This window comes from Vibrio frigidus, from assembly GCF_042465995.1.
GTDB lineage: Bacteria > Pseudomonadota > Gammaproteobacteria > Enterobacterales > Vibrionaceae > Vibrio.
This window is the reverse complement of sequence record NZ_JBCDMC010000001.1, coordinates 280,550-298,471: the sequence shown is the minus strand read 5'-3', so window position 1 is coordinate 298,471 and position 17,922 is coordinate 280,550. Positions and strand designations below refer to the sequence as shown.

General features: G+C 43.0%; 18 protein-coding genes. 7 read left to right on the top strand and 11 right to left on the bottom strand.

The genetic code is table 11. From position 1 onward, the window contains the following. Position 1 precedes the first annotated feature (1 nt). The 10 genes from AACW90_RS01275 to hpaH all read right to left on the bottom strand — a co-directional run bounded on the left by AACW90_RS01275 (position 2) and on the right by hpaH (position 9,216). Positions 2-1,453, bottom strand: a complete 1,452-nt coding sequence (locus AACW90_RS01275) for an NAD-dependent succinate-semialdehyde dehydrogenase (protein ID WP_390229667.1) — start codon at positions 1,451-1,453, stop codon at positions 2-4. Between the two features lie 73 nt (positions 1,454-1,526). Beyond that, complete coding sequence (locus AACW90_RS01270) at positions 1,527-2,723, bottom strand: multidrug effflux MFS transporter (RefSeq protein ID WP_390229665.1); 1,197 nt, start codon at positions 2,721-2,723, stop codon at positions 1,527-1,529. Between the two features lie 5 nt (positions 2,724-2,728). Continuing rightward, positions 2,729-3,163 carry a GlcG/HbpS family heme-binding protein gene (locus AACW90_RS01265; RefSeq protein ID WP_390229662.1) on the bottom strand — a complete coding sequence of 145 codons (435 nt, stop codon included), beginning with the start codon at positions 3,161-3,163 and terminating at the stop codon, positions 2,729-2,731. Between the two features lie 5 nt (positions 3,164-3,168). After that, positions 3,169-4,020, bottom strand: a complete 852-nt coding sequence (gene hpaD / locus AACW90_RS01260; protein ID WP_390229659.1) for a 3,4-dihydroxyphenylacetate 2,3-dioxygenase — start codon at positions 4,018-4,020, stop codon at positions 3,169-3,171. A gap of 108 nt (positions 4,021-4,128) precedes the next feature. Then, on the bottom strand, positions 4,129-4,521 hold the full coding sequence (locus tag AACW90_RS01255; RefSeq protein WP_390229656.1) for a 5-carboxymethyl-2-hydroxymuconate Delta-isomerase: 393 nt from the start codon (positions 4,519-4,521) through the stop codon (positions 4,129-4,131). A gap of 49 nt (positions 4,522-4,570) precedes the next feature. After that, complete coding sequence (gene hpaE / locus AACW90_RS01250) at positions 4,571-6,091, bottom strand: 5-carboxymethyl-2-hydroxymuconate semialdehyde dehydrogenase (protein ID WP_390230813.1); 1,521 nt, start codon at positions 6,089-6,091, stop codon at positions 4,571-4,573. Continuing rightward, positions 6,091-6,894 carry a fumarylacetoacetate hydrolase family protein gene (locus tag AACW90_RS01245; RefSeq protein WP_390229653.1) on the bottom strand — a complete coding sequence of 268 codons (804 nt, stop codon included), beginning with the start codon at positions 6,892-6,894 and terminating at the stop codon, positions 6,091-6,093. The genes hpaE and AACW90_RS01245 overlap by 1 nt, the downstream gene beginning before the upstream one ends. Then, positions 6,894-7,541, bottom strand: a complete 648-nt coding sequence (locus AACW90_RS01240) for a fumarylacetoacetate hydrolase family protein (RefSeq protein WP_390229651.1) — start codon at positions 7,539-7,541, stop codon at positions 6,894-6,896. The genes AACW90_RS01245 and AACW90_RS01240 overlap by 1 nt, the downstream gene beginning before the upstream one ends. A gap of 31 nt (positions 7,542-7,572) precedes the next feature. After that, positions 7,573-8,403, bottom strand: a complete 831-nt coding sequence (hpaI, locus tag AACW90_RS01235; RefSeq protein WP_390229648.1) for a 4-hydroxy-2-oxoheptanedioate aldolase — start codon at positions 8,401-8,403, stop codon at positions 7,573-7,575. A gap of 9 nt (positions 8,404-8,412) precedes the next feature. Next, positions 8,413-9,216, bottom strand: a complete 804-nt coding sequence (hpaH, locus tag AACW90_RS01230; protein ID WP_275138116.1) for a 2-oxo-hept-4-ene-1,7-dioate hydratase — start codon at positions 9,214-9,216, stop codon at positions 8,413-8,415. Between the two features lie 435 nt (positions 9,217-9,651). Here hpaH and hpaC point away from each other — a divergent pair, with 435 nt between their 5' ends. The 5 genes from hpaC (at position 9,652) to AACW90_RS01205 (ending at position 13,374) form a co-directional block, all read left to right on the top strand. Then, the gene (gene hpaC, locus AACW90_RS01225; RefSeq protein ID WP_390229644.1) at positions 9,652-10,164 is read left to right on the top strand and encodes a 4-hydroxyphenylacetate 3-monooxygenase, reductase component; all 513 of its coding nucleotides are present in this window, start codon (positions 9,652-9,654) and stop codon (positions 10,162-10,164) included. Positions 10,165-10,424: 260 nt separating this feature from the next. Then, positions 10,425-11,330 carry a CDF family Co(II)/Ni(II) efflux transporter DmeF gene (gene dmeF, locus AACW90_RS01220; protein ID WP_390230810.1) on the top strand — a complete coding sequence of 302 codons (906 nt, stop codon included), beginning with the start codon at positions 10,425-10,427 and terminating at the stop codon, positions 11,328-11,330. Then, positions 11,327-11,743 (top strand): MarR family winged helix-turn-helix transcriptional regulator, encoded by a 417-nt coding sequence (locus tag AACW90_RS01215; RefSeq protein WP_390229642.1) that lies wholly within the window; start codon positions 11,327-11,329, stop codon positions 11,741-11,743. Before dmeF ends, AACW90_RS01215 begins: the two co-directional genes overlap by 4 nt. Positions 11,744-12,324: 581 nt before the next feature. Next, a complete protein-coding gene (locus tag AACW90_RS01210) occupies positions 12,325-12,924 on the top strand; it encodes a hypothetical protein (RefSeq protein ID WP_390229639.1) in 600 nt (199 codons plus the stop codon). Between the two features lie 9 nt (positions 12,925-12,933). Next, positions 12,934-13,374, top strand: coding sequence for a DUF411 domain-containing protein (locus AACW90_RS01205; protein ID WP_347999810.1), 441 nt, complete (start codon positions 12,934-12,936; stop codon positions 13,372-13,374). Positions 13,375-13,632: 258 nt separating this feature from the next. On the opposite strand, the gene AACW90_RS01200 is transcribed toward AACW90_RS01205, so the two are convergent. Continuing rightward, a complete protein-coding gene (locus AACW90_RS01200; protein ID WP_390229635.1) occupies positions 13,633-15,171 on the bottom strand; it encodes a phospholipase D family protein in 1,539 nt (512 codons plus the stop codon). A 315-nt stretch (positions 15,172-15,486) separates the two neighbouring features. On the opposite strand from AACW90_RS01200, the gene AACW90_RS01195 reads away from it, so the two are divergent. Both AACW90_RS01195 and AACW90_RS01190 read left to right on the top strand, forming a co-directional pair. Then, a complete protein-coding gene (locus AACW90_RS01195) occupies positions 15,487-16,821 on the top strand; it encodes an MATE family efflux transporter (RefSeq protein ID WP_390229632.1) in 1,335 nt (444 codons plus the stop codon). A gap of 116 nt (positions 16,822-16,937) precedes the next feature. Further along, positions 16,938-17,885, top strand: a complete 948-nt coding sequence (locus AACW90_RS01190; protein ID WP_390229629.1) for a LysR family transcriptional regulator — start codon at positions 16,938-16,940, stop codon at positions 17,883-17,885. Positions 17,886-17,922 lie beyond the last annotated feature (37 nt).

Genomic DNA, 17,922 nt, shown 5'->3' with positions numbered 1-17,922 from the left:
GCTATTTTAAGCCACCCATGAGTATATACTTCGCCTCTAAATAATCATCCATACCCATATACGAACCTTCGCGTCCTAGGCCCGATTCTTTCACTCCACCAAATGGGGCAAGCGTAGTCGAAATCAAACCTTCATTTACACCGACAATACCCGTTTCCAGTTCCTCTGCAGCCTTCCATGCTCGTGCTAAAGATTGAGTATATATATACGAAGCTAAACCAAACTCCGTATCGTTTGCACGTGCCAATACTTCATCATCATCGCTAAAACTGAACAGCGCGGCCATTGGCCCGAAAGTCTCTTCTGTTGCCACCAACATATCATCTGTCACACCCGTGATAACATGTGGTGTAACCAAGCGACTTCCTGGCTCTGGTAATGTACCGTAAAGCACATTTGCTCCTTTATCACAGGCGTCTTGAATGTGTTGAGATACCTTATCTACAGCCGCATCGTTGATAAGTGGTCCAATATTTACACCCTCACTAAACCCATCGCCTACCTTCAGTTCGGCGGCTTTTTTGGCCAATTTTTTAGCAAATTCGTCATATACATTTTCATGAATAAACAGACGGTTCGCACAGACACAGGTTTGGCCTGCATTTCTGAATTTAGCGATCATTGCCCCTTCTACAGCGGCATCAATATCAGCGTCTTCAAAGACGATAAACGGCGCATTACCACCCAACTCCAATGAGAGTTTCTTAATGGTTGATGACGACTGTTCCATTAAAATTTTACCAACATTCGTCGATCCAGTGAACGAGATTTTCCGAACGATTTTACTCTTAGTTAGTTCACCACCAATCGCAATGGCATCACCCGTAATAACACTAAACAACCCTTTAGGAATACCGGCTCTTTGCGCCAATTCAGCAAGCGCCAACGCGGTAAATGGCGTATCGGGTGCAGGCTTAAGAATAACCGGACAGCCAGCGGCAAACGCGGGGCCACATTTACGAGTGATCATCGCGGCAGGGAAGTTCCAAGGCGTGATTGCTGCAACCACACCAATAGGTTCCTTAGTTACCAGTATGCGGGCATCCTGCTTGTGGCTTGGTATTATATCTCCGTATGCACGACGCGCTTCTTCTGCAAACCATTCAATAAAACTTGCTGCGTAGGTCACTTCACCCTTCGCTTCTGCCCATGGCTTACCTTGCTCTGTCGTCATTATAGTCGCCAAATCATCGGCGTTTTCCATCATGAGTTCATACCAACGACGAAGAACTTTAGAGCGATGTTCAGACGTCTCTTTTTTCCACAGTTTAAAGGCAACCTGTGCATCTTCAATCGCTTGGGCGGTCTCTTTTGCCCCCATATTTGGCACCGAGCCAATCACTTCATCGGTAGAAGGGTTGGTAATGTCTGTCGTTGTACCATCGAACGCATCCGCCCACTCACCTGAAACGTAGGCTTTTTGTATAAACAGGCTGTTATCAATTAATTTCATCTTCTACTTCCTTTTAGATAGCTCAACTCTTCTATCTGGTTGATAGGGTTAATGTTTGACGGCGCCCGCTTTTTTACGTCACCTGAATTCGGGTTATGTCATTTTGATGGTAGTGGAAATAGAGTGCTAACGCACATACTCCATAGCCAACAAGAAACAGTGGCAGCATTATTGACCCAAGCTGTTCGACTAATCCGCCAACGAGTTGCGCCAACAATGCGCCTAATAGTAATTGTATAAAACCGAGCAGGCCCGAAGCTGACGCTCGGTTTTCCTCTACCGACGCGATAGATAATGACTGCAAATGGGGCTGACTCAATCCACGACCAAAGGTAAACAAGGCCATAGTGAGGAATAAATTTTCATAACTAATCTCAAATAACGTAAAAGATACCAACATCAGCAGTCCACCAATGAGTGACAGGCTATGGCCAATAATTACTGAGCTAGAATGAGATAGTCGTGTTGATAGTTGCGCACTCGTAAAGCTGCCGGCCATAAATCCAATGGCAACAAAAAGAAACCAAAAGCCATATTGGGTTAGGCTCTCACCTAAGTTTGCGCTTACTATAAAAGGGGCGCAGGTAACAAATGAGAAAAACCCACAAGCGATAAGCGTACTAGACAAAGCAAGGCTGATGTAGGCTTGATTCTTTATCAGTTTTTTGTAGGTACCGATAAAAGAAGCGGCTTTACCTAAACTCATTTCGTCACTTATTGGTTTCGGATATTGGAAAAACACACCGATCCAAACCGCTGTCGCCATCAACATTGGCATATAAAATACAGAATGCCAGCCAATAAATTCTGACACAACGCCACCGACAGTCGGTGCTATCGCTTGTGAGACAGCCACACCCATGGTTACATAACTCAGTTTCTCAACGGCTTTTTCTGAAGGGTACATGTCCACTAAAATACTACGCGCGAGCATCATACCAATACACCCACCCGCAGCTTGCATCACTCGGCTAAGCAATATGAGTTCGACAGAACTAGCAAAAACCCCTACTAAGCCACCAGCAACGTGAAGCCCAAACCCCCACAACAGTAAATTGCGTTTACCATATCGGTCCGCCAATGGGCCACCAAACAACTGACCGATAGCAAGCGTGGCTAAATAGGCGGTAAAACTGAGTTGGATTACGCTGTTAGAGGCACCAAATTCTTTTGCCAGAATAGGCATAATTGGGGCAACAATATTAAGAGCCACAGGGCTAACCATCGCCATCAATATCAAGAAATAGGTAAGCTGAGTATCCTTATTCATGTCGGTTACTTTGCATGTTCAGAAAGTGTTAAAAAAGCCTCAATTCCCGCGTTAGCACATTCTACATCTTGGATCTCACTCGCACCAGAAACACCAATAGCACCAATCGTTTCATTTTGAAACTGCACCGGAATACCCCCACCAAACAAGACCATTCGATCTTGCTGAGAAAGACTACTTAACAGGTGGGGATTCCCCTCTAAACGCCGAGTCCAATCTTGTGTGGGAAAACCAAAGCTTACCGCCGTAAACGCTTTGTTAACGGAGATATCAGTGCAGGGGAATGCGGCGTTGTTGATTCTAAGTTGGGCAAGAGGGTAACCATGACGATCGAGAACCGATACGCATACCTTAAGTTGATGCTCTTCCGCATACTCTATCGCGGCAAGCGCGATCAGATGTGCCGTTCGCCAACTCAGGCTCGAACCAGTCACGACCATACTTATTACACCTCAAACAAAACGTTGACTTGTCCAGTTCCTGAGCTTGGGAAGTACTCACTCACTAAACGACCTTTGCCTTCGTATTTGTCCCATCCTAGAGCACCAAACAGCATTGCTGTATCGTGCATACCCCCTTCGCCATCGCATTTCGCAGCGTAATCTGGAAGCATTTTCAAGAAGGTTTCAATATCACCTTTCTGCCACATATCCAGTACATGAAGATCCATCTGACGATTAAATTCACTAGAGATAGTAAACGTACCGTTATTGGCAACGTAATCTTCATTGGCCCAGATCTTGTGAGAAAGTGAGCCGGAAGCAAGCAACATAACTTTACTGTCACTGGCTTCAATCGCTTCACGAATAGCCTCACCCAATCGTCGAGATGATTCTAGACTATGAACCGTACACATGGCGGCAACAGAAACCACTTTAAACTGCTTATCCTCGTTCATAAAACGCATCGGAACCAAGGTGCCATATTCTAACGCTAGCGAATCGACTTGATGAGAAAGAGTAAAGACCCCCTTCTCTGTCGCGATGTCTGCAATTAGATCACCCAGTTTAGAGTTGCCTTCATATTCATAAGGTAGGTTCTGAATAAAATGCGGAAATTCGTTACTGGTAAATAATCCTTCAAAATGCGTATTTGAATTAATATGGTATCCAGCATTGACTAACCAGTGCGTATCCAGCACAACTACCGTATCGACGCCTTTCTCACGCGCGATTCTTGATATTTCTTTGTGTCCATCAATCGCGTGCTGACGCAAGCCGAAAATTCTGCCAGGTTGCTCAGACATAATCATTGTCGGAACGTGTGTGATTTTTGCAGCAACAACAAGTTCGCCCATCTTGTGTATCTCCTTGCTTGAGGTAACAAAAGCGCTCCGATTAAAATAGTAGAGTTGGCTTCATTACGCTCTTATTCAGTTTCAGTTTCTAACGCTTAAAAGCTCAGCTTAACTCACTAAGTTTTTAAGCTTCTCGTGTATATTATTTTTTTTATAATTCAGTGTCGGATGCAGCTCGGTCATTTCGAAACCGATGCTAAGATAGCGTTCATCAAATATCGGCTGTAGGCATGCAGTGAAGGCGGCAAAGATAATGTCTCCGGCTTCTTTCAATGTCTCCATTGATCGTCCACTACCGACCTTCACCGTAAGATGAATAAACCCATTTTCTGGATCACCTTCTGCTACTCGAAAGTCATCAGCTTTATATGCCCGGCTACGAATGCCCCCTAACGGAAACACGCCAGTCGATACAGCCGTTTCGTTGAGTACTTTCAATAGATCTGGCAGATCCAACTCTTGTTCAATATTGGCGGAGTATTCCACTACAAAATGGGGCATAGTTTTTCCTTTGATGTTCGCTAACACTAGAGTCTGTATTAAAAAAATATTAACGCCCTAATACCGGAACGCTGTGGGTATCAAATGCGATGCAGACGTTCTTTGTTTCCATGTAGAAATCGAAACTCCAATCGCCGCCATCACGACCAATACCCGACATTTTCACACCACCAAATGGTGAAGGAAGGTTACGGTTATTTTCAGAGTTAATCCAAACCATACCCGATTCAACACTATGGGCCATACGCATTGAACGACCTGTATTGCTTGTCCAAATGTAAGCAGCCAAGCCATAGTTAGTATCGTTAGCAATGGCGACAGCATCTGCTTCAGTTTCGAACTCGATGGTGGTAAGCACGGGCCCGAAGATCTCTTCGCGAGCGATACGCATCGTATTATTCGCATCAGTGAAGAGTGTTGGGGTTAGATAGTTACCGTTGCCAAGATCAGTAATACGTTTTCCACCTACTGCAACGGTTGCGCCATCTTCAATCGCAGCATCAACATAGCTTAATACTTTTTCATAATGCGATGTATGTACCAACGGACCCACTTCTGTCACGGGATCAAGCGGATGACCAACCTTAAGGTTCGCAACACGCACTTTCAATGCTGTAAGGAATTTATCCTTAATACCTGACTGGATAAGTAGACGACTTGAACTCGTACAACGCTGGCCGTTTAAGCTATAAATCATAAAGACAACCGCATCAAGCGCTCGATCAAAATCGGCATCATCAAAAACAATAACGGGATTTTTTCCACCTAATTCAAAGTGTGCACGCTTCAACGTATCCGCCGCTTGTTTTTGGATCATAGAGCCTGTAACGGTTTCTCCGACAAAGGCAATCGCCTTGATATCTGGATGCTGTGTCAGCTCTTTGCCCGCCACTTCTCCAAATCCGTTAATCATATTCCATACACCCGGAGGCAAACCGGCTTCGTCTGCACATTCTGCAAGAATCGCGGCTGAAAGCGGGCTAAATTCTGCTGGCTTATGAACGACTGTACATCCCGAAGCTAGAGCGGGTGCAATCTTCCAAGTCGACAACATAAATGGCGTGTTCCAAGGCGTAATAACACCGACTGGGCCAATGGGCGACTTAACGGTAAAGTTAGTGTGTTCTTCCTGTTGCAAAGCAAGTCCGTTACGCGCTTCAGGTGCTTTATCAGCAAAGAAACGGAAATTGGCCGCGCCGCGAACGGCCGCTTGACGCATAAAACGAATCGGCTGGCCACAGTCTGAAGACTCTACCAATGCGATCTCTTCAGCGCGTGCTTCAATTTTGTCGGCCAGTTTATGCAAAATCGCTTTACGTTTTGCTCCACTCATTGCTCCCCACTCTTTTTGAGCTGCCGCCGCCGCTTTACAAGCTGCATCCACATCAGAAACGCTCGCTTTAACGACCTTACCTAATGATTCGCTGTGCACTGGTGAACCGTTATCGAACGTCTCGCCTTCACTGCCTAGTGTCCATTTCCCATTAATGTAATGCCCCAGTGTGTTCTCTTTGAAACGCGCGAGGTACGTTGCGGCTTTGTCTAAATTGTTTTGAAGATCCTGACCCATCATTTCGTCCCTTTTGAGTTGTTGTCGCCAGTAATTCGCGATGAATAGAATTCTTGTTCAGAAACCATATGAGTCTCTAACGAACCTACTTTTTCAATCGAGCAGACGACGACATCGCCCGGCTGCATGTCTTTTAGCCCTTTCGGTGTTCCTGTTGCAATCATGTCACCTGGTTGAAGCGTCATAATGGCACTGAGATACTCAATTAAGAACGGCACGTCGAAGATCATGTCAGCCGTGCTGCCTTCTTGAGTCAGTTCACCATTTACTCGTGTTTCTATCTTCAGATTGCTGATATCACCCACATCCTCTTTATCAATTATCCATGGGCCGATAGGGCAAAGTGAATCACGACTCTTCACACGAAGGTTGGGGCGATAGTAGTTTTCCAAGTAGTCTCGAATTGCAAAGTCATTACATACGGTGTAACCCTCGACGTAATCCATCGCGTCTTTACGATCGATGTTTTTACCTTCTTTACCAATCACCGCGACCAACTCACACTCGTAGTGCATGAATTCGATATCATCTGGGCGATACGAGTCTTGCTTGTGACCCGTTAACGTATTGGTTCCTTTAATGAAAACCAATGGCTCGGTAGGGGGAGCGAACGCGAGTTCTGAAGCATGATCCGCATAGTTAAGACCAAGCGCAAAAATGGTACCCGGATTTTGAACAGGTGATAGCCATTGAACATCACTTTCTGGAAGTAATTGTCCCGACTCCGTTTGAATCTCGCCCACTTGATTTACGGTTACATTTAAAATCTCTTCTTGAAAGAGTATACGTGCTCTTTTCATCATTACTCTCCCGTCAAAGTATTATTAAGTTGCTGTAATCCGCTCATACTTGAGCTGACGTTGTCACCCACCTGAACCGCTATACGGTCACCGGGAAATCCGACGGCGATAACATCGCCAACATTTAACGTCATAATGGTGGAAATAAGATGAATCAACTGTTCGATACTGCGATGGAACTGAGAAACGCTCAACACACTTTTTTCTTCACCGTTAACACTTGTTGTAACGGTTAAATCAGCCAATGAAGCGATATCTGAAAGTGGCACTGGATTTTGAGCGATTGGCGCCGATCCATCTAAACACTTACCTTTGATATCAGGGCGGTAGTAGCTTTGCTCTGGCAAAGAGAAGTCATGTGTAAGGGTTAATCCACTAATATAATCCAGTGCATCGGTTTCGCTTACGCGACAACACGTTTTACCGATTACCAAAGCAATACTCGCGCCAACGACCATTGAATCGCCCACATAGCTGACTTTAGCTCCATCCGATGACCATGTATTTCTTGTTTTAAAATAAAGTACCGGCTGAGTCGGTGGCTTTACATAAGGCTTTTCACTAAAAGTGCCGTTGAGTTCATTTAACTGCTTGGCATCATTAAGTGCCACGCAGACAAACTTCTCTTTGACTAACTGATTTGAATTCATCTGAAGTCCTTCTCTCATTATTTTAAGCAAACTAATAGCCGCTAGACGCGTTAGTTTGTTCAGTTTTCTGTTCTGGGTTCTTTACTCTATTCACTAATTGTTCAGCAGATAAACGCAGTAATAACGTGTCGACGCCAACGCCGACAAATTTAGTTCCGCTTGCGGAAAATTGCTGAGCTTTTTCAATGTTGAGGCACAAAATTCCCGACGCTTTGCCACTGTTGTGGATGACGTCCATTCCCCACTGGATCTTTTCAACCACTTCAGGATGATCTGGGTTACCTACATACCCCATTGCGCCGGAAAGATCAGACGGTCCTATAAAGACACCATCAACACCATCCACCTGCACTATCTCTTCTAGATTATCCATTGCTTCTAAAGTTTCTACTTGAACAATGAGGCAAATTTCGTCATTTGCGTTCTGTAAGTATTGAGGAACCTTGTTCCATTTCGCCGCACGAGCAAGAGAGCTTCCCATCCCTCTTATACCAAGAGGAGGATAACGAACAGCTGAAACCAACTCTTTTGCCTGTTCTGCTGTATTCACCATAGGGATAAGCAAGGTTTGAGCACCGACATCAAGAAGCTTCTTGATTTTGGCTACACTCCCCTCATCTGGACGTACGATAGGGGACACATCATAAGGTGCTAATGCCTGTAGATGATGCAATATATCTTTGAGTTCAAAAGGCGCGTGTTCACCGTCTATAAGTAGCCAATCAAAACCAGCACCAGCACAGATTTCAGCACAGCTTGTATCAGGCAAACCTAGCCATAAACCCCACAAGGTTTCATCCCCTTGCAGAGCGCGTTTAAATTTGTTTATCGGTAACGCAGACACCGGATTCAAAGTAGACATAACTCGCCTCTATACAAACTTAACGGAAATACCGCCAAGAGGACCAAAGTCAGCGTGCACGGTATCACCCGCTTTAACAGGAACAGGTCGAGTAAATGAACCGGATAGAATCACCTGACCCGGTTCCAAGCCTATATCATGAGGCGCAAAGCGTTTACATACCCAACAAATACCATTCGCAGGATGACCGAGTACGCCTGCCGCTAACCCTGTTTCTTCTATTTGACCATTCAGATAAAGCATCGCTCCGGCCCAGCGCATATCAAAGTCCATCGGTTTGATTGGACGGCCACCGACAACAATGCCAGCGTTCGCTGCATTATCAGCTATCGTATCGTAAACCTTGCGTGTATAGCCCGATTCTGGGTCAGTACGATGACAACGTGCAGCAATCAATTCTAAGGAAGGAATAATGTAATCTGTTGCGTTTAGCACATCGAATATAGTGACATCTTCGCCTTTCAAAGGGTCTTTTAATACAAACGCCAGTTCTACTTCTATACGAGGGTCAAGAAAGTCATCTGCCTTAATTTGAGCACCATCAGCAAAAAACATATCGTCTAGCAATACACCGTAATCTGGCTGATCAATGTTTACTGCCATTTGCATAGCCCGTGAGGTTAAACCAATCTTGTAACCTTTAACCTTCGCCCCCTCGCTCTTCTTGCGTTCTACCCATGCGCTCTGTATCGCATAAGCATCGGCCATCGTCATGTCTGGGTGTTCTAGCGTAAATGCTGGGATCTGATAGCGCTCTTTTTCTGCTACGTAGAGCTTATCGGCTGCCGATTGTACTTGTTCTGGAGTGAGCATGGATTGACCTTCCTTTGCCAAATTATTCTGTTTTTATCGATTATCTTAAAAAACGACTTTCATTAACATGTTAAACATAATACTTAACATCTTAACTAAATACCAGAAACAAAAAGTGCAAAATATAACCGAATGATTTGGAAAAAAACTAACCATTTGATTAATAAGTAGTTTACGTTTAACTTACTAACAACTTGTTAACGAATATGAGCATTCGATCACATTTCAGTGACATTTATCGATTTATAGCAATGTAGCTTTTTGTACAATCAGGCAGGATAATTAATTGTTTATGTTTTATTTAACAATAGATTACATAATTTGCACGTTTTTATTAACCTATGAAAAGTGCAAGCATCTCTTGTTTTCGTCTATTTCCAATCACCCGTTTCACATGGAAACTTAACAATATATTAACCAGATGGAATTGAGAAAATGTCTAATCAACCACTATTTAGAGACGCAATGGCCAACCTAGCAGCAGCCGTTAACATTGTGACCACAGGCGGCGAAGCTGGAACCGTTGGTATTACCGCAACCGCTGTTTGTTCTATCACCGACACCCCAGCAACCATTATGGTGTGCGTGAATAAAAACAGCGCCTCCAACGATATAATCAAGAGAAACAAGAATCTCTGTATTAATGTATGTGCAGCAGAACAGCAAAAGATGTCACTCGATTTTGCAGGGATGACAGAGTTAACAATGGAAGAGCGTTTTGCTGACCCAGCATGGTCTTTAAACGAGGCAAAAGTACCTGTACTCAGTGGCTGTCTAACCAGTTTAGAAGGTCATGTTTCAGAAAATTTGGAGATGGGTACACACACGGTTTTCTTTGTCGAAATTGATAATATTGTCGTGAATAAGGGCAAAGATGCTTTAGTCTACTTTGCCCGTGAGTTTAAAACCGTAGAATGCGCGAAAGAAAAAGAAGTGGTGGCTGCATAACGACCCCAAAATATACCCCTTAATTCCCAATATGAGCTTGCAAGTTAATCACCTGACTAAACAGAAGGTTAGCTTGCTTTTTTATGGCCCAAGTTAAATAATATCAGTCGTACTCACACTCTAGTCAAAATAGATTCTGTTCAGCATTTTAAGCACTGATATAACAGGCATGGATAATAACTTGATTGACAAATAGTTTGATTATCAAATATGATTACTATCAAATACTTTGACTATCAAACATTATGAACACTCCTGCCATCTTGCCTTTAAAACATTCTCATCAGTTTGGTTCTCACCACACTAATGGTGAAAAACGAACCTTTTATGTCCTTCTTCTCACCGTCATCGCGATGTTTGTTGAGATCATCTCCGGTAAAATTTTTGGATCAATGGCACTGCTTGCCGACGGCTGGCATATGGGGACGCATGCTGCGGCATTCTGCATCACTCTGTTTACCTATCGTTATGCAAAACGACATGCCCATAATGACAGCTTTTCATACGGGACGGGAAAGGTCAGCGTTTTAGGTGGCTTTAGTAGCGCTGTCGCGCTTGGTATTGTTGCATTAATGATGTTTTCGGAATCTTTGGTTCGTCTTTTTGATCCTCAACAAATTCAGTTTAATGAGGCTATTTTTGTTGCGGTCATTGGTTTAATCGTCAATTTTGCCAGTATGGTGCTATTGCATAATAACAACCATCATCATGACCATTCTCACGATCATCACCATGCCCACCATCAAGACCATAACCTTAGAGCGGCTTATATGCATGTTTTAGCGGATACGCTTACGTCGATTTTGGCCATCATCGCACTCATCGTAGGTAAATATGTAGGCTGGAACTGGTTAGACGCGGTGATGGGAATGGTGGGTGCTATCGTAATTACCAAATGGGCAATAGGACTTCTTAAGCAAACCAGTCCAATTTTGCTCGATACCGCTATTGATAAAAAATACCGCGATTCGGTCATCGCAGCCATTCAGCCCCATGCGGATATTATCGACTTACATATTTGGAAAGTGAGTGCCGACCACCATGCCGCCAGTCTCATTTTACGTTCAAAGAGCAATAAAAATATTGATGATTACAGGCAATTACTAAGTAAGTTTGATAAGATTCACCACCTCACTGTTGAATTGCATAGCGCTAAACCTGCATGAATGATCTGACTTCTCTCAACCAGTTACTGACCGAATTCTATGATAAAATGTCGTCCTGGGAGCAATCCGTTGTAAAAGAAACGGGCTATACTTTGGCACAGGTCCATACTGTTGAGGTGCTGGGTAATCATGGCGCTTTGCGCATGAAGGAATTAGCAGAAAGGCTTGGCATTACCACCGGAACACTCACGGTTCAGGTTGATAAGTTAGTGACGGCAAACTTAATAGACCGTTGTCCGCATCCGGAAGATCGGCGATCAATTGTTGTTTGTCTCACGGACAAAGGTAACCAATTGCATGAACAGCACAATCAGCTACATTTAAATCTGGTGCGAGAGCTCACCCGAAATATCAATTTTTCTGCAGAAAAAGTGTTGATCCAGTGTCTTAAAAAAATGAATAGAGAGTTTTAAAAAAGTTGATAACGTTGAAGAAAATGATAAACCGTCTCACCCTACTAATAACGTTGAGTGCATTCATGCTTTCAATGTTTTCGGTGATGCCTGTTTATTCTTCAACAAAAGCAATGCCTCACAGTCTGAGTAGCTCATCTACTGAAAATGCTACGTATGCAAATCAAAACATGGCATCGGACCACCACTGTCCTGATCATCTTGTCGTCAGCAACGTCTCTCAAGGTGAGTGTTGTGATGACAACGGTATTATTCACACATGCTGTGGAACGGCCTGCTCTGGATTATATTCAACGACAACCAACCATATTGCTCATAGCAACTCCGTAAGTCGATCACCTCGAATACATTATATTCCCCAAAATGCTCCTCCATCTTGGTTTCAGCCCCCCTTCAGACCCCCGATTTCATAACACTATTCAAATCTAAACCAACAGAAATCAAGTGACAGAGTACCTATTGAAAAACCAATACGGCGACGATGTTGATTGACGACACTGAAATTCCGTTGATTTAGTCTATCGCAACAAAAAATGATGACTTAAGGTCCATTTATAAAATGAAACGAGAATAGTAAGCCAATGAACTGGTTACATAAATCGACTATATATGCCGCTGCACTAATCAGCTTTTCTGCCTTTTCTTCAGGTGAAGATACGTCCGATATACCAACGTCAGACTCATCTGATTTTGAGAAAGGTCAACACCTTTTCAGAACCGCTGGTGGTTATGGTTGTTCTACCTGCCACGGACTTTTTGCACAAGGAGGGGGAAATGCTGGTGGCAATATTCGCGGCAAAGGGCTAGACACCTTAAATCTTATTTTGGAAAAAGAACCGACAATGAAGTTACTCGGACCAACGCTTACCACAGAGGATCGCCGGCTACTTTCCATCTATGTTGGCGAGCTTGGTGCACTGAACCTTGTTGAATGGACGATCGAGAAAGAAGAGATTCTTCAGAACGGGGAATTCGCCGCCAATATAGATAATCAACTGGTTATTTTGAATAAGACATTTGAACCCGTTGAGCTAAATCTGCTCGGGTTTATTAACCGTAAGCCCATATCTATTAAACCGTATGAAACCAAGGCGTTTCAATGGAATCCAGACGGGAACACTCTGGATTTAAGACCATCTAATTATGAACTAAAAGTTCAAAAAATTAACGAACTAAAGTAGGACACTAATATGACCAGAATAGTAAAATTCACCCTCATACTTATCGCAATGCTGAGCTTTTCGGTATTCGCAAAGCCCACTGTTGAACTATACAAATCACCCACCTGCGGTTGCTGCACTGAATGGGCGGCCATTATGGAAGAGAAAGGCTACAAAGTTAACGTTCACCACAGCCGTGACTGGACATCGGTTAAGCAAGAATTTGGAATGCCGGGCCAGCTTACCTCATGTCATAGCGCCGTCATTGACGGCTACATGATAGAAGGCCATGTACCGGAATCTGATATCGCTAAGCTACTTAGTGAGAGACCGACAGATATCTCGGGGCTTTCCGCGCCGGGTATGCCTCAGCACTCTCCAGGAATGGCTGCGCCGGGAGCGGAGTATAAGGACTTCAATGTTGTCGCTTTTGATAGACAAGGTAAGATGAAACTTTATAAGAAATATTAAGAACCCTCAATGCCGCTTCTATAGGGCATATAAAACTCGTCATCCTCACGAAAGTGTACTGCGATTCAGTTAGTGCTAATTACTTCACTATTCCCGCGAAAACGGGAATTTTGGTGAGTTTAGATCCCCATTTTCATGGGGATGACATTGGTTTTCGTGAAAATAGGCCAATTTTTGTCGGGATGACAGGTTGAAATAATCTTAACTCAACAGCATTCCAAGAGAGTAGAGGCCAATGTACTCTAGTGATCTAGTGATCTAAAGAATATTTTTAGGCACAATTCGACGAATGTTGACACCCAATTGCTTCGATCTGCTAACCCTATTATCAGGATTGAAATCTTTGGTGATTCGCCATGCATTGTCTGGTTCCATCTCCAATAAGATTGAAGATCTCACATCTTTCGTAATCTCAGCGGATCGGATTATCGTCATACTCTCTGTATTCAAATTCGCGCTGCGTGGGTCAAAATTGTATGTTCCTATCGCAGTAATGTCATTATCCACAGTCATTGTTTTCGCGTGCAAACCAAAAATGGGTTTTGTGGGTAGTGTTTCGTACATATTCCCCGTCATCACCCTCTGTCGGACCTTTGCATCCGGTCTAAACTCAAAGATTTCAACACCCGTATTTAAAAGTGATTGTCGGTCTCGTTGGTATCCACTGAATGCCTCTAGATTGTCATTTGAAGCAAGGCTATTGGTGAGAATTTTTATTTCTATGCCTTTATCTACCAAACTTTTCAGGTATGTCCTGTCTGCCTTTGTGGTCACTAAATAGGGCGTTTGCATAATGATCGATTTTTTTGCGTTCTGAGTTAACTCAATTAATCGATCTCGGGTTAAGCTTCCACCGCCAAGAAACTGGCTACCATCATTTTTACTAGGTATGTCTGACACATACTCAACATCATCAAGCCAGACAAACTTACCTTCTCTGTTTAGTTGTTCGAACGTATCAGGTACCTGTTCTATTTCTGCTCGGATAGCTAAATGAAAGTTCTCAGGATTACAAGCATAGGAGTGTAGCCGAGTAAAATCGGGATTTTCTTCAAAAGGATTATCTTTGACGAGATCTTGCACAGGTACGCTTAGATCATACTGCCAATACTGCTCAAAGGAAGTGTGTAGATCGGTTACCACTTTTCCTGCAAGGAATACATCTCGATCGCGAAAGTTATATTGGTGATCGAAACCAAAATACTCATCCGCTATATTCCGGCCTCCGGTAATCGCAACATGCTTATCTACAATAAAAACCTTATTGTGCATTCGTTGGTTGAATCCATGAAAATCGAACACTAACGTGCTGAGTTTATCAACAATGTTCTTGCCTATATTCGCATTGGGATTGTAGATTTTAATCTCGATATTTTCGTGAGCAGAAAGCATCAATAATTCGTCCCCTCTCGCCTCGATCATGATGTCATCAACTAGGACACGAACTTTGACACCTCTTTCAGCAGCCAATACCAAGTAGTCGCTCGCAATTAAACCAACATTATCCGTCGAAAAAATAAAGTATTGAATGTCGATGGTTTCTTGCGCATGTTCCGTTAACCACGCTCGGGACATCATCGCTTCAGCACCTTGTTCTAGTACGTAAACGCCTGTTTGGCTTTTCATTTTAGATTCGAAGACCGAACTGTACTTAGTCAGTGGTTCTCGCTCAATCACATCTTGGTTTTCACAATAATTGATATCTAAAAGTGGAACGCTATCAGGCGTTGAGTCGCATCCAGAAAGTAGAAAGGTCAACATTATCGCGGAGAGTGTAATCAGCAGGGTTTTTATCATATATTGAGTTTTTAATTAGATGCTGGAGTTTGATGCCCTAAACTTACACGTAATTGAAAGGAATTACTAAAACTTGTTAACTAATTGTACTCTCCGGTAATTTTACGAATACGACACAGACAACCATTAATTTTGGCGGTAAATATGTCGATTGCTGCCCAACTTATGCGGCGATCAAGCCCTTATTTCATTCAACGTTATAATTGTGGTAAATAAGGCAACAGTGAAATGTTCAGACTCATCTATCTCTCTTGGCCTAAAACCCTTAGAATTTAAGCGTGACCGAATCCAAAACACATCAAATAGAGACCTTACATGCTACGCAAAATAATTGATAACACTCTGCCCCTAACCTTTGGCGTGCTATCTATCATGTTGGTTCAACTTATAGACAGTATTTTCATCGGAAGATTAGGCATAGATGCTCTAACTGCTCAAGGGTTAACGCTACCATTTCATACAGTTATTATCGGGATCCAAGTCGGTATTGGCGTTGCAAGTACCAGCATCATTTCCCAAGCGGTTGGATCTAAAAATATTGAAGCGGCAACGAAAACAGCAACCATTGGTGTCATTATCGGTGTACTTGTTTTATCTATGCTCAGCCTAACATTATGGTTAAAACGCCCATTTTTCCTTTCTTTGTTTGGTGACTTTGATAACAGTGCATCAGGTCTAGGCGTTATTAACGCGCTGCTTGATGACTATTGGTCTATTTGGTTAATAAGTGCGGTACTTGGTGCCTTGCTCTATTTTATCTCCGGTGTATACCGCGCCAATGGTGAAACCAAAACGCCAGGATACTTCCTTATTCTCGCTAGCATGATCAATCTAGTTCTTGACCCGATTTTTATGTTCACTTTTGAGATGGGAATAAAAGGGGCGGCATTAGCGTCTTCGGTCTCATTTACCATCTGTATTCTTATCATGGTTTTTCGAGTCCAAAAAAAACAATGGTTCTGCTTTTCTCTATTCGAGCGGAAAACCATAGATTACAGTCGGGCCTTAATGAACATGGCGATACCGACGACGACTAACCAGATATTGCCCTCTGTAAGCGCGATGACCGTCACCTTTTTTATCGCTCAGTTAGGTACAACCAGTATTGCCTTTTGGACGCTGCTAACACGATTGGAAATGTTTTCGTTAGTGCTTGCGCTCTCACTTACCATGTCTATTCCCCCTATGGTAGGTCGCTATATTGGTGAGAAAAACACCGATAAGGTCGCCGAACTCGTCTTTACTGCTGCCCGTTTTGTTCTTGTTTATCACATCGTCATTGCTATCGCAGCGATGCTTGGCGCTTCTTATATTTCGGAGTTGCTCACCGAAGATACCACCTTAAGTTCTACATTGACCTATGCGTTAATATTCGTCCCACTGAGTTATGGGCCCCTTGGTTTGTGTATGGTCATTGTGTCGGTATTTAATGCATTGTGTGAACCCAAAAAAGCACTCATTCTTTCGTCTTTCCGATTGTTTGTGTTCTATATCCCTGCCACCGTGATCGGTGTAACACTGGGTAGTATCGAAAGCGTTTTATGGGGGGTCTTTATTGCCAATATCCTCGCAGGCACCACGGCATGGTTTATGTTCTCTCATCGCGTTCGTAAGCTGAATATGGAGTCCGATTATTGCGAAAATACCTGACGAGCTGTCACACCAGCCTATAAGTTATCACTATTTTGTATAAGAAATTTGATACCTATACCTAAAAAGAACGTTATGATATGCATAATTACGTTCTCTATTTCAGGTTCCTTCCTATGGATATGGCAACTCGACTCGATCTTTTTCTAGATGTTGTTCAACATGGTTCATTTGCTAAAGCGGCTGATTTACGCAACCTTGATCGCTCAGTGTTATCTAAACAGATTAAAACGTTAGAAGAAGATTTGGGCATTCGATTGCTCAACCGGTCCACTCGTTCACTTTCTTTAACTGACGCAGGCACGGAGATTTTAAAGCAAGCGGAATCAATGCGCGAACTGCTCTTAAATACGCAAAGACTTGCCGAGTCTTATCATTCCCAACCAAAAGGCCAGATAAAGATTACTGGACCCACACCATTTGGTTACCTTTATCTTACCAAAGCAATCAATTGCTTTATGAAGAAATACCCAGACATTCATATTAGTCTGCATTTGGACGATAGGCGCTCAGATATTATTGGCGAACAGTACGACATTGCATTTCGTGTTGGTATGTTGTCAGACTCAAATCTCATTGCGAAAAAAATAGCCAGTAACCCAATCGCTATTTTGGCATCTCAGTCTTTTATCGAAGAATATGGTGAACCAAAAACGCCAGAAGAATTAATTAAATTACCGGCCATAATTTACTCCAATGGTGAAACAACCATTAACAAAATCGATTTTTGTCAATCACCTGGTTGTGATGTAATGCAAACGTACACAATGAAAGGCAGGTACAAAGTAAACCAAGCCAAAGCTATCCTTTCTGCGGCTCAAGATGGCCTCGGATACGCTTCTGCCCCTTTATTTACTTTAGAGAGAAACATTAAGGAAATGGGGCTTGTACCATTATTAACAAATTACAAGATGCCTAAAACATACGGTGATATACACGCGATTTATCCCCATAGGAATCAGACCCCAATCGTCAAACTCTTTATTGAAACGGTACAGGAAGTCATTGGAACTCCCCCCATTTGGGAAAGCTATATCGATAACTATTCTTCTTTATATCGCTAGTTATATTGTGGACAATATGTCCATTGTGAATGGACAT

Bases quoted from the DNA above. Each gene is read 5' to 3' on its own strand.
- AACW90_RS01245 (WP_390229653.1), bottom strand. From the start codon at position 6,894: ATGATGAAAAGAGCACGTATACTCTTTCAAGAAGAGATTTTAAATGTA.
- AACW90_RS01210 (WP_390229639.1), top strand. From the start codon at position 12,325: ATGAACTGGTTACATAAATCGACTATATATGCCGCTGCACTAATCAGC.
- AACW90_RS01215 (WP_390229642.1), top strand. From the start codon at position 11,327: ATGAATGATCTGACTTCTCTCAACCAGTTACTGACCGAATTCTATGAT.
- AACW90_RS01200 (WP_390229635.1), bottom strand. From the start codon at position 15,171: ATGATAAAAACCCTGCTGATTACACTCTCCGCGATAATGTTGACCTTT.
- hpaI (WP_390229648.1), bottom strand. From the start codon at position 8,403: ATGTCTACTTTGAATCCGGTGTCTGCGTTACCGATAAACAAATTTAAA.
- AACW90_RS01255 (WP_390229656.1), bottom strand. From the start codon at position 4,521: ATGCCCCATTTTGTAGTGGAATACTCCGCCAATATTGAACAAGAGTTG.
- hpaH (WP_275138116.1), bottom strand. From the start codon at position 9,216: ATGCTCACTCCAGAACAAGTACAATCGGCAGCCGATAAGCTCTACGTA.
- AACW90_RS01195 (WP_390229632.1), top strand. From the start codon at position 15,487: ATGCTACGCAAAATAATTGATAACACTCTGCCCCTAACCTTTGGCGTG.
- AACW90_RS01270 (WP_390229665.1), bottom strand. From the start codon at position 2,723: ATGAATAAGGATACTCAGCTTACCTATTTCTTGATATTGATGGCGATG.
- hpaE (WP_390230813.1), bottom strand. From the start codon at position 6,091: ATGGGTCAGGATCTTCAAAACAATTTAGACAAAGCCGCAACGTACCTC.
- hpaD (WP_390229659.1), bottom strand. From the start codon at position 4,020: ATGGGCGAACTTGTTGTTGCTGCAAAAATCACACACGTTCCGACAATG.
- AACW90_RS01205 (WP_347999810.1), top strand. From the start codon at position 12,934: ATGACCAGAATAGTAAAATTCACCCTCATACTTATCGCAATGCTGAGC.
- AACW90_RS01240 (WP_390229651.1), bottom strand. From the start codon at position 7,541: ATGAATTCAAATCAGTTAGTCAAAGAGAAGTTTGTCTGCGTGGCACTT.
- AACW90_RS01265 (WP_390229662.1), bottom strand. From the start codon at position 3,163: ATGGTCGTGACTGGTTCGAGCCTGAGTTGGCGAACGGCACATCTGATC.
- AACW90_RS01190 (WP_390229629.1), top strand. From the start codon at position 16,938: ATGGATATGGCAACTCGACTCGATCTTTTTCTAGATGTTGTTCAACAT.
- AACW90_RS01275 (WP_390229667.1), bottom strand. From the start codon at position 1,453: ATGAAATTAATTGATAACAGCCTGTTTATACAAAAAGCCTACGTTTCA.
- hpaC (WP_390229644.1), top strand. From the start codon at position 9,652: ATGTCTAATCAACCACTATTTAGAGACGCAATGGCCAACCTAGCAGCA.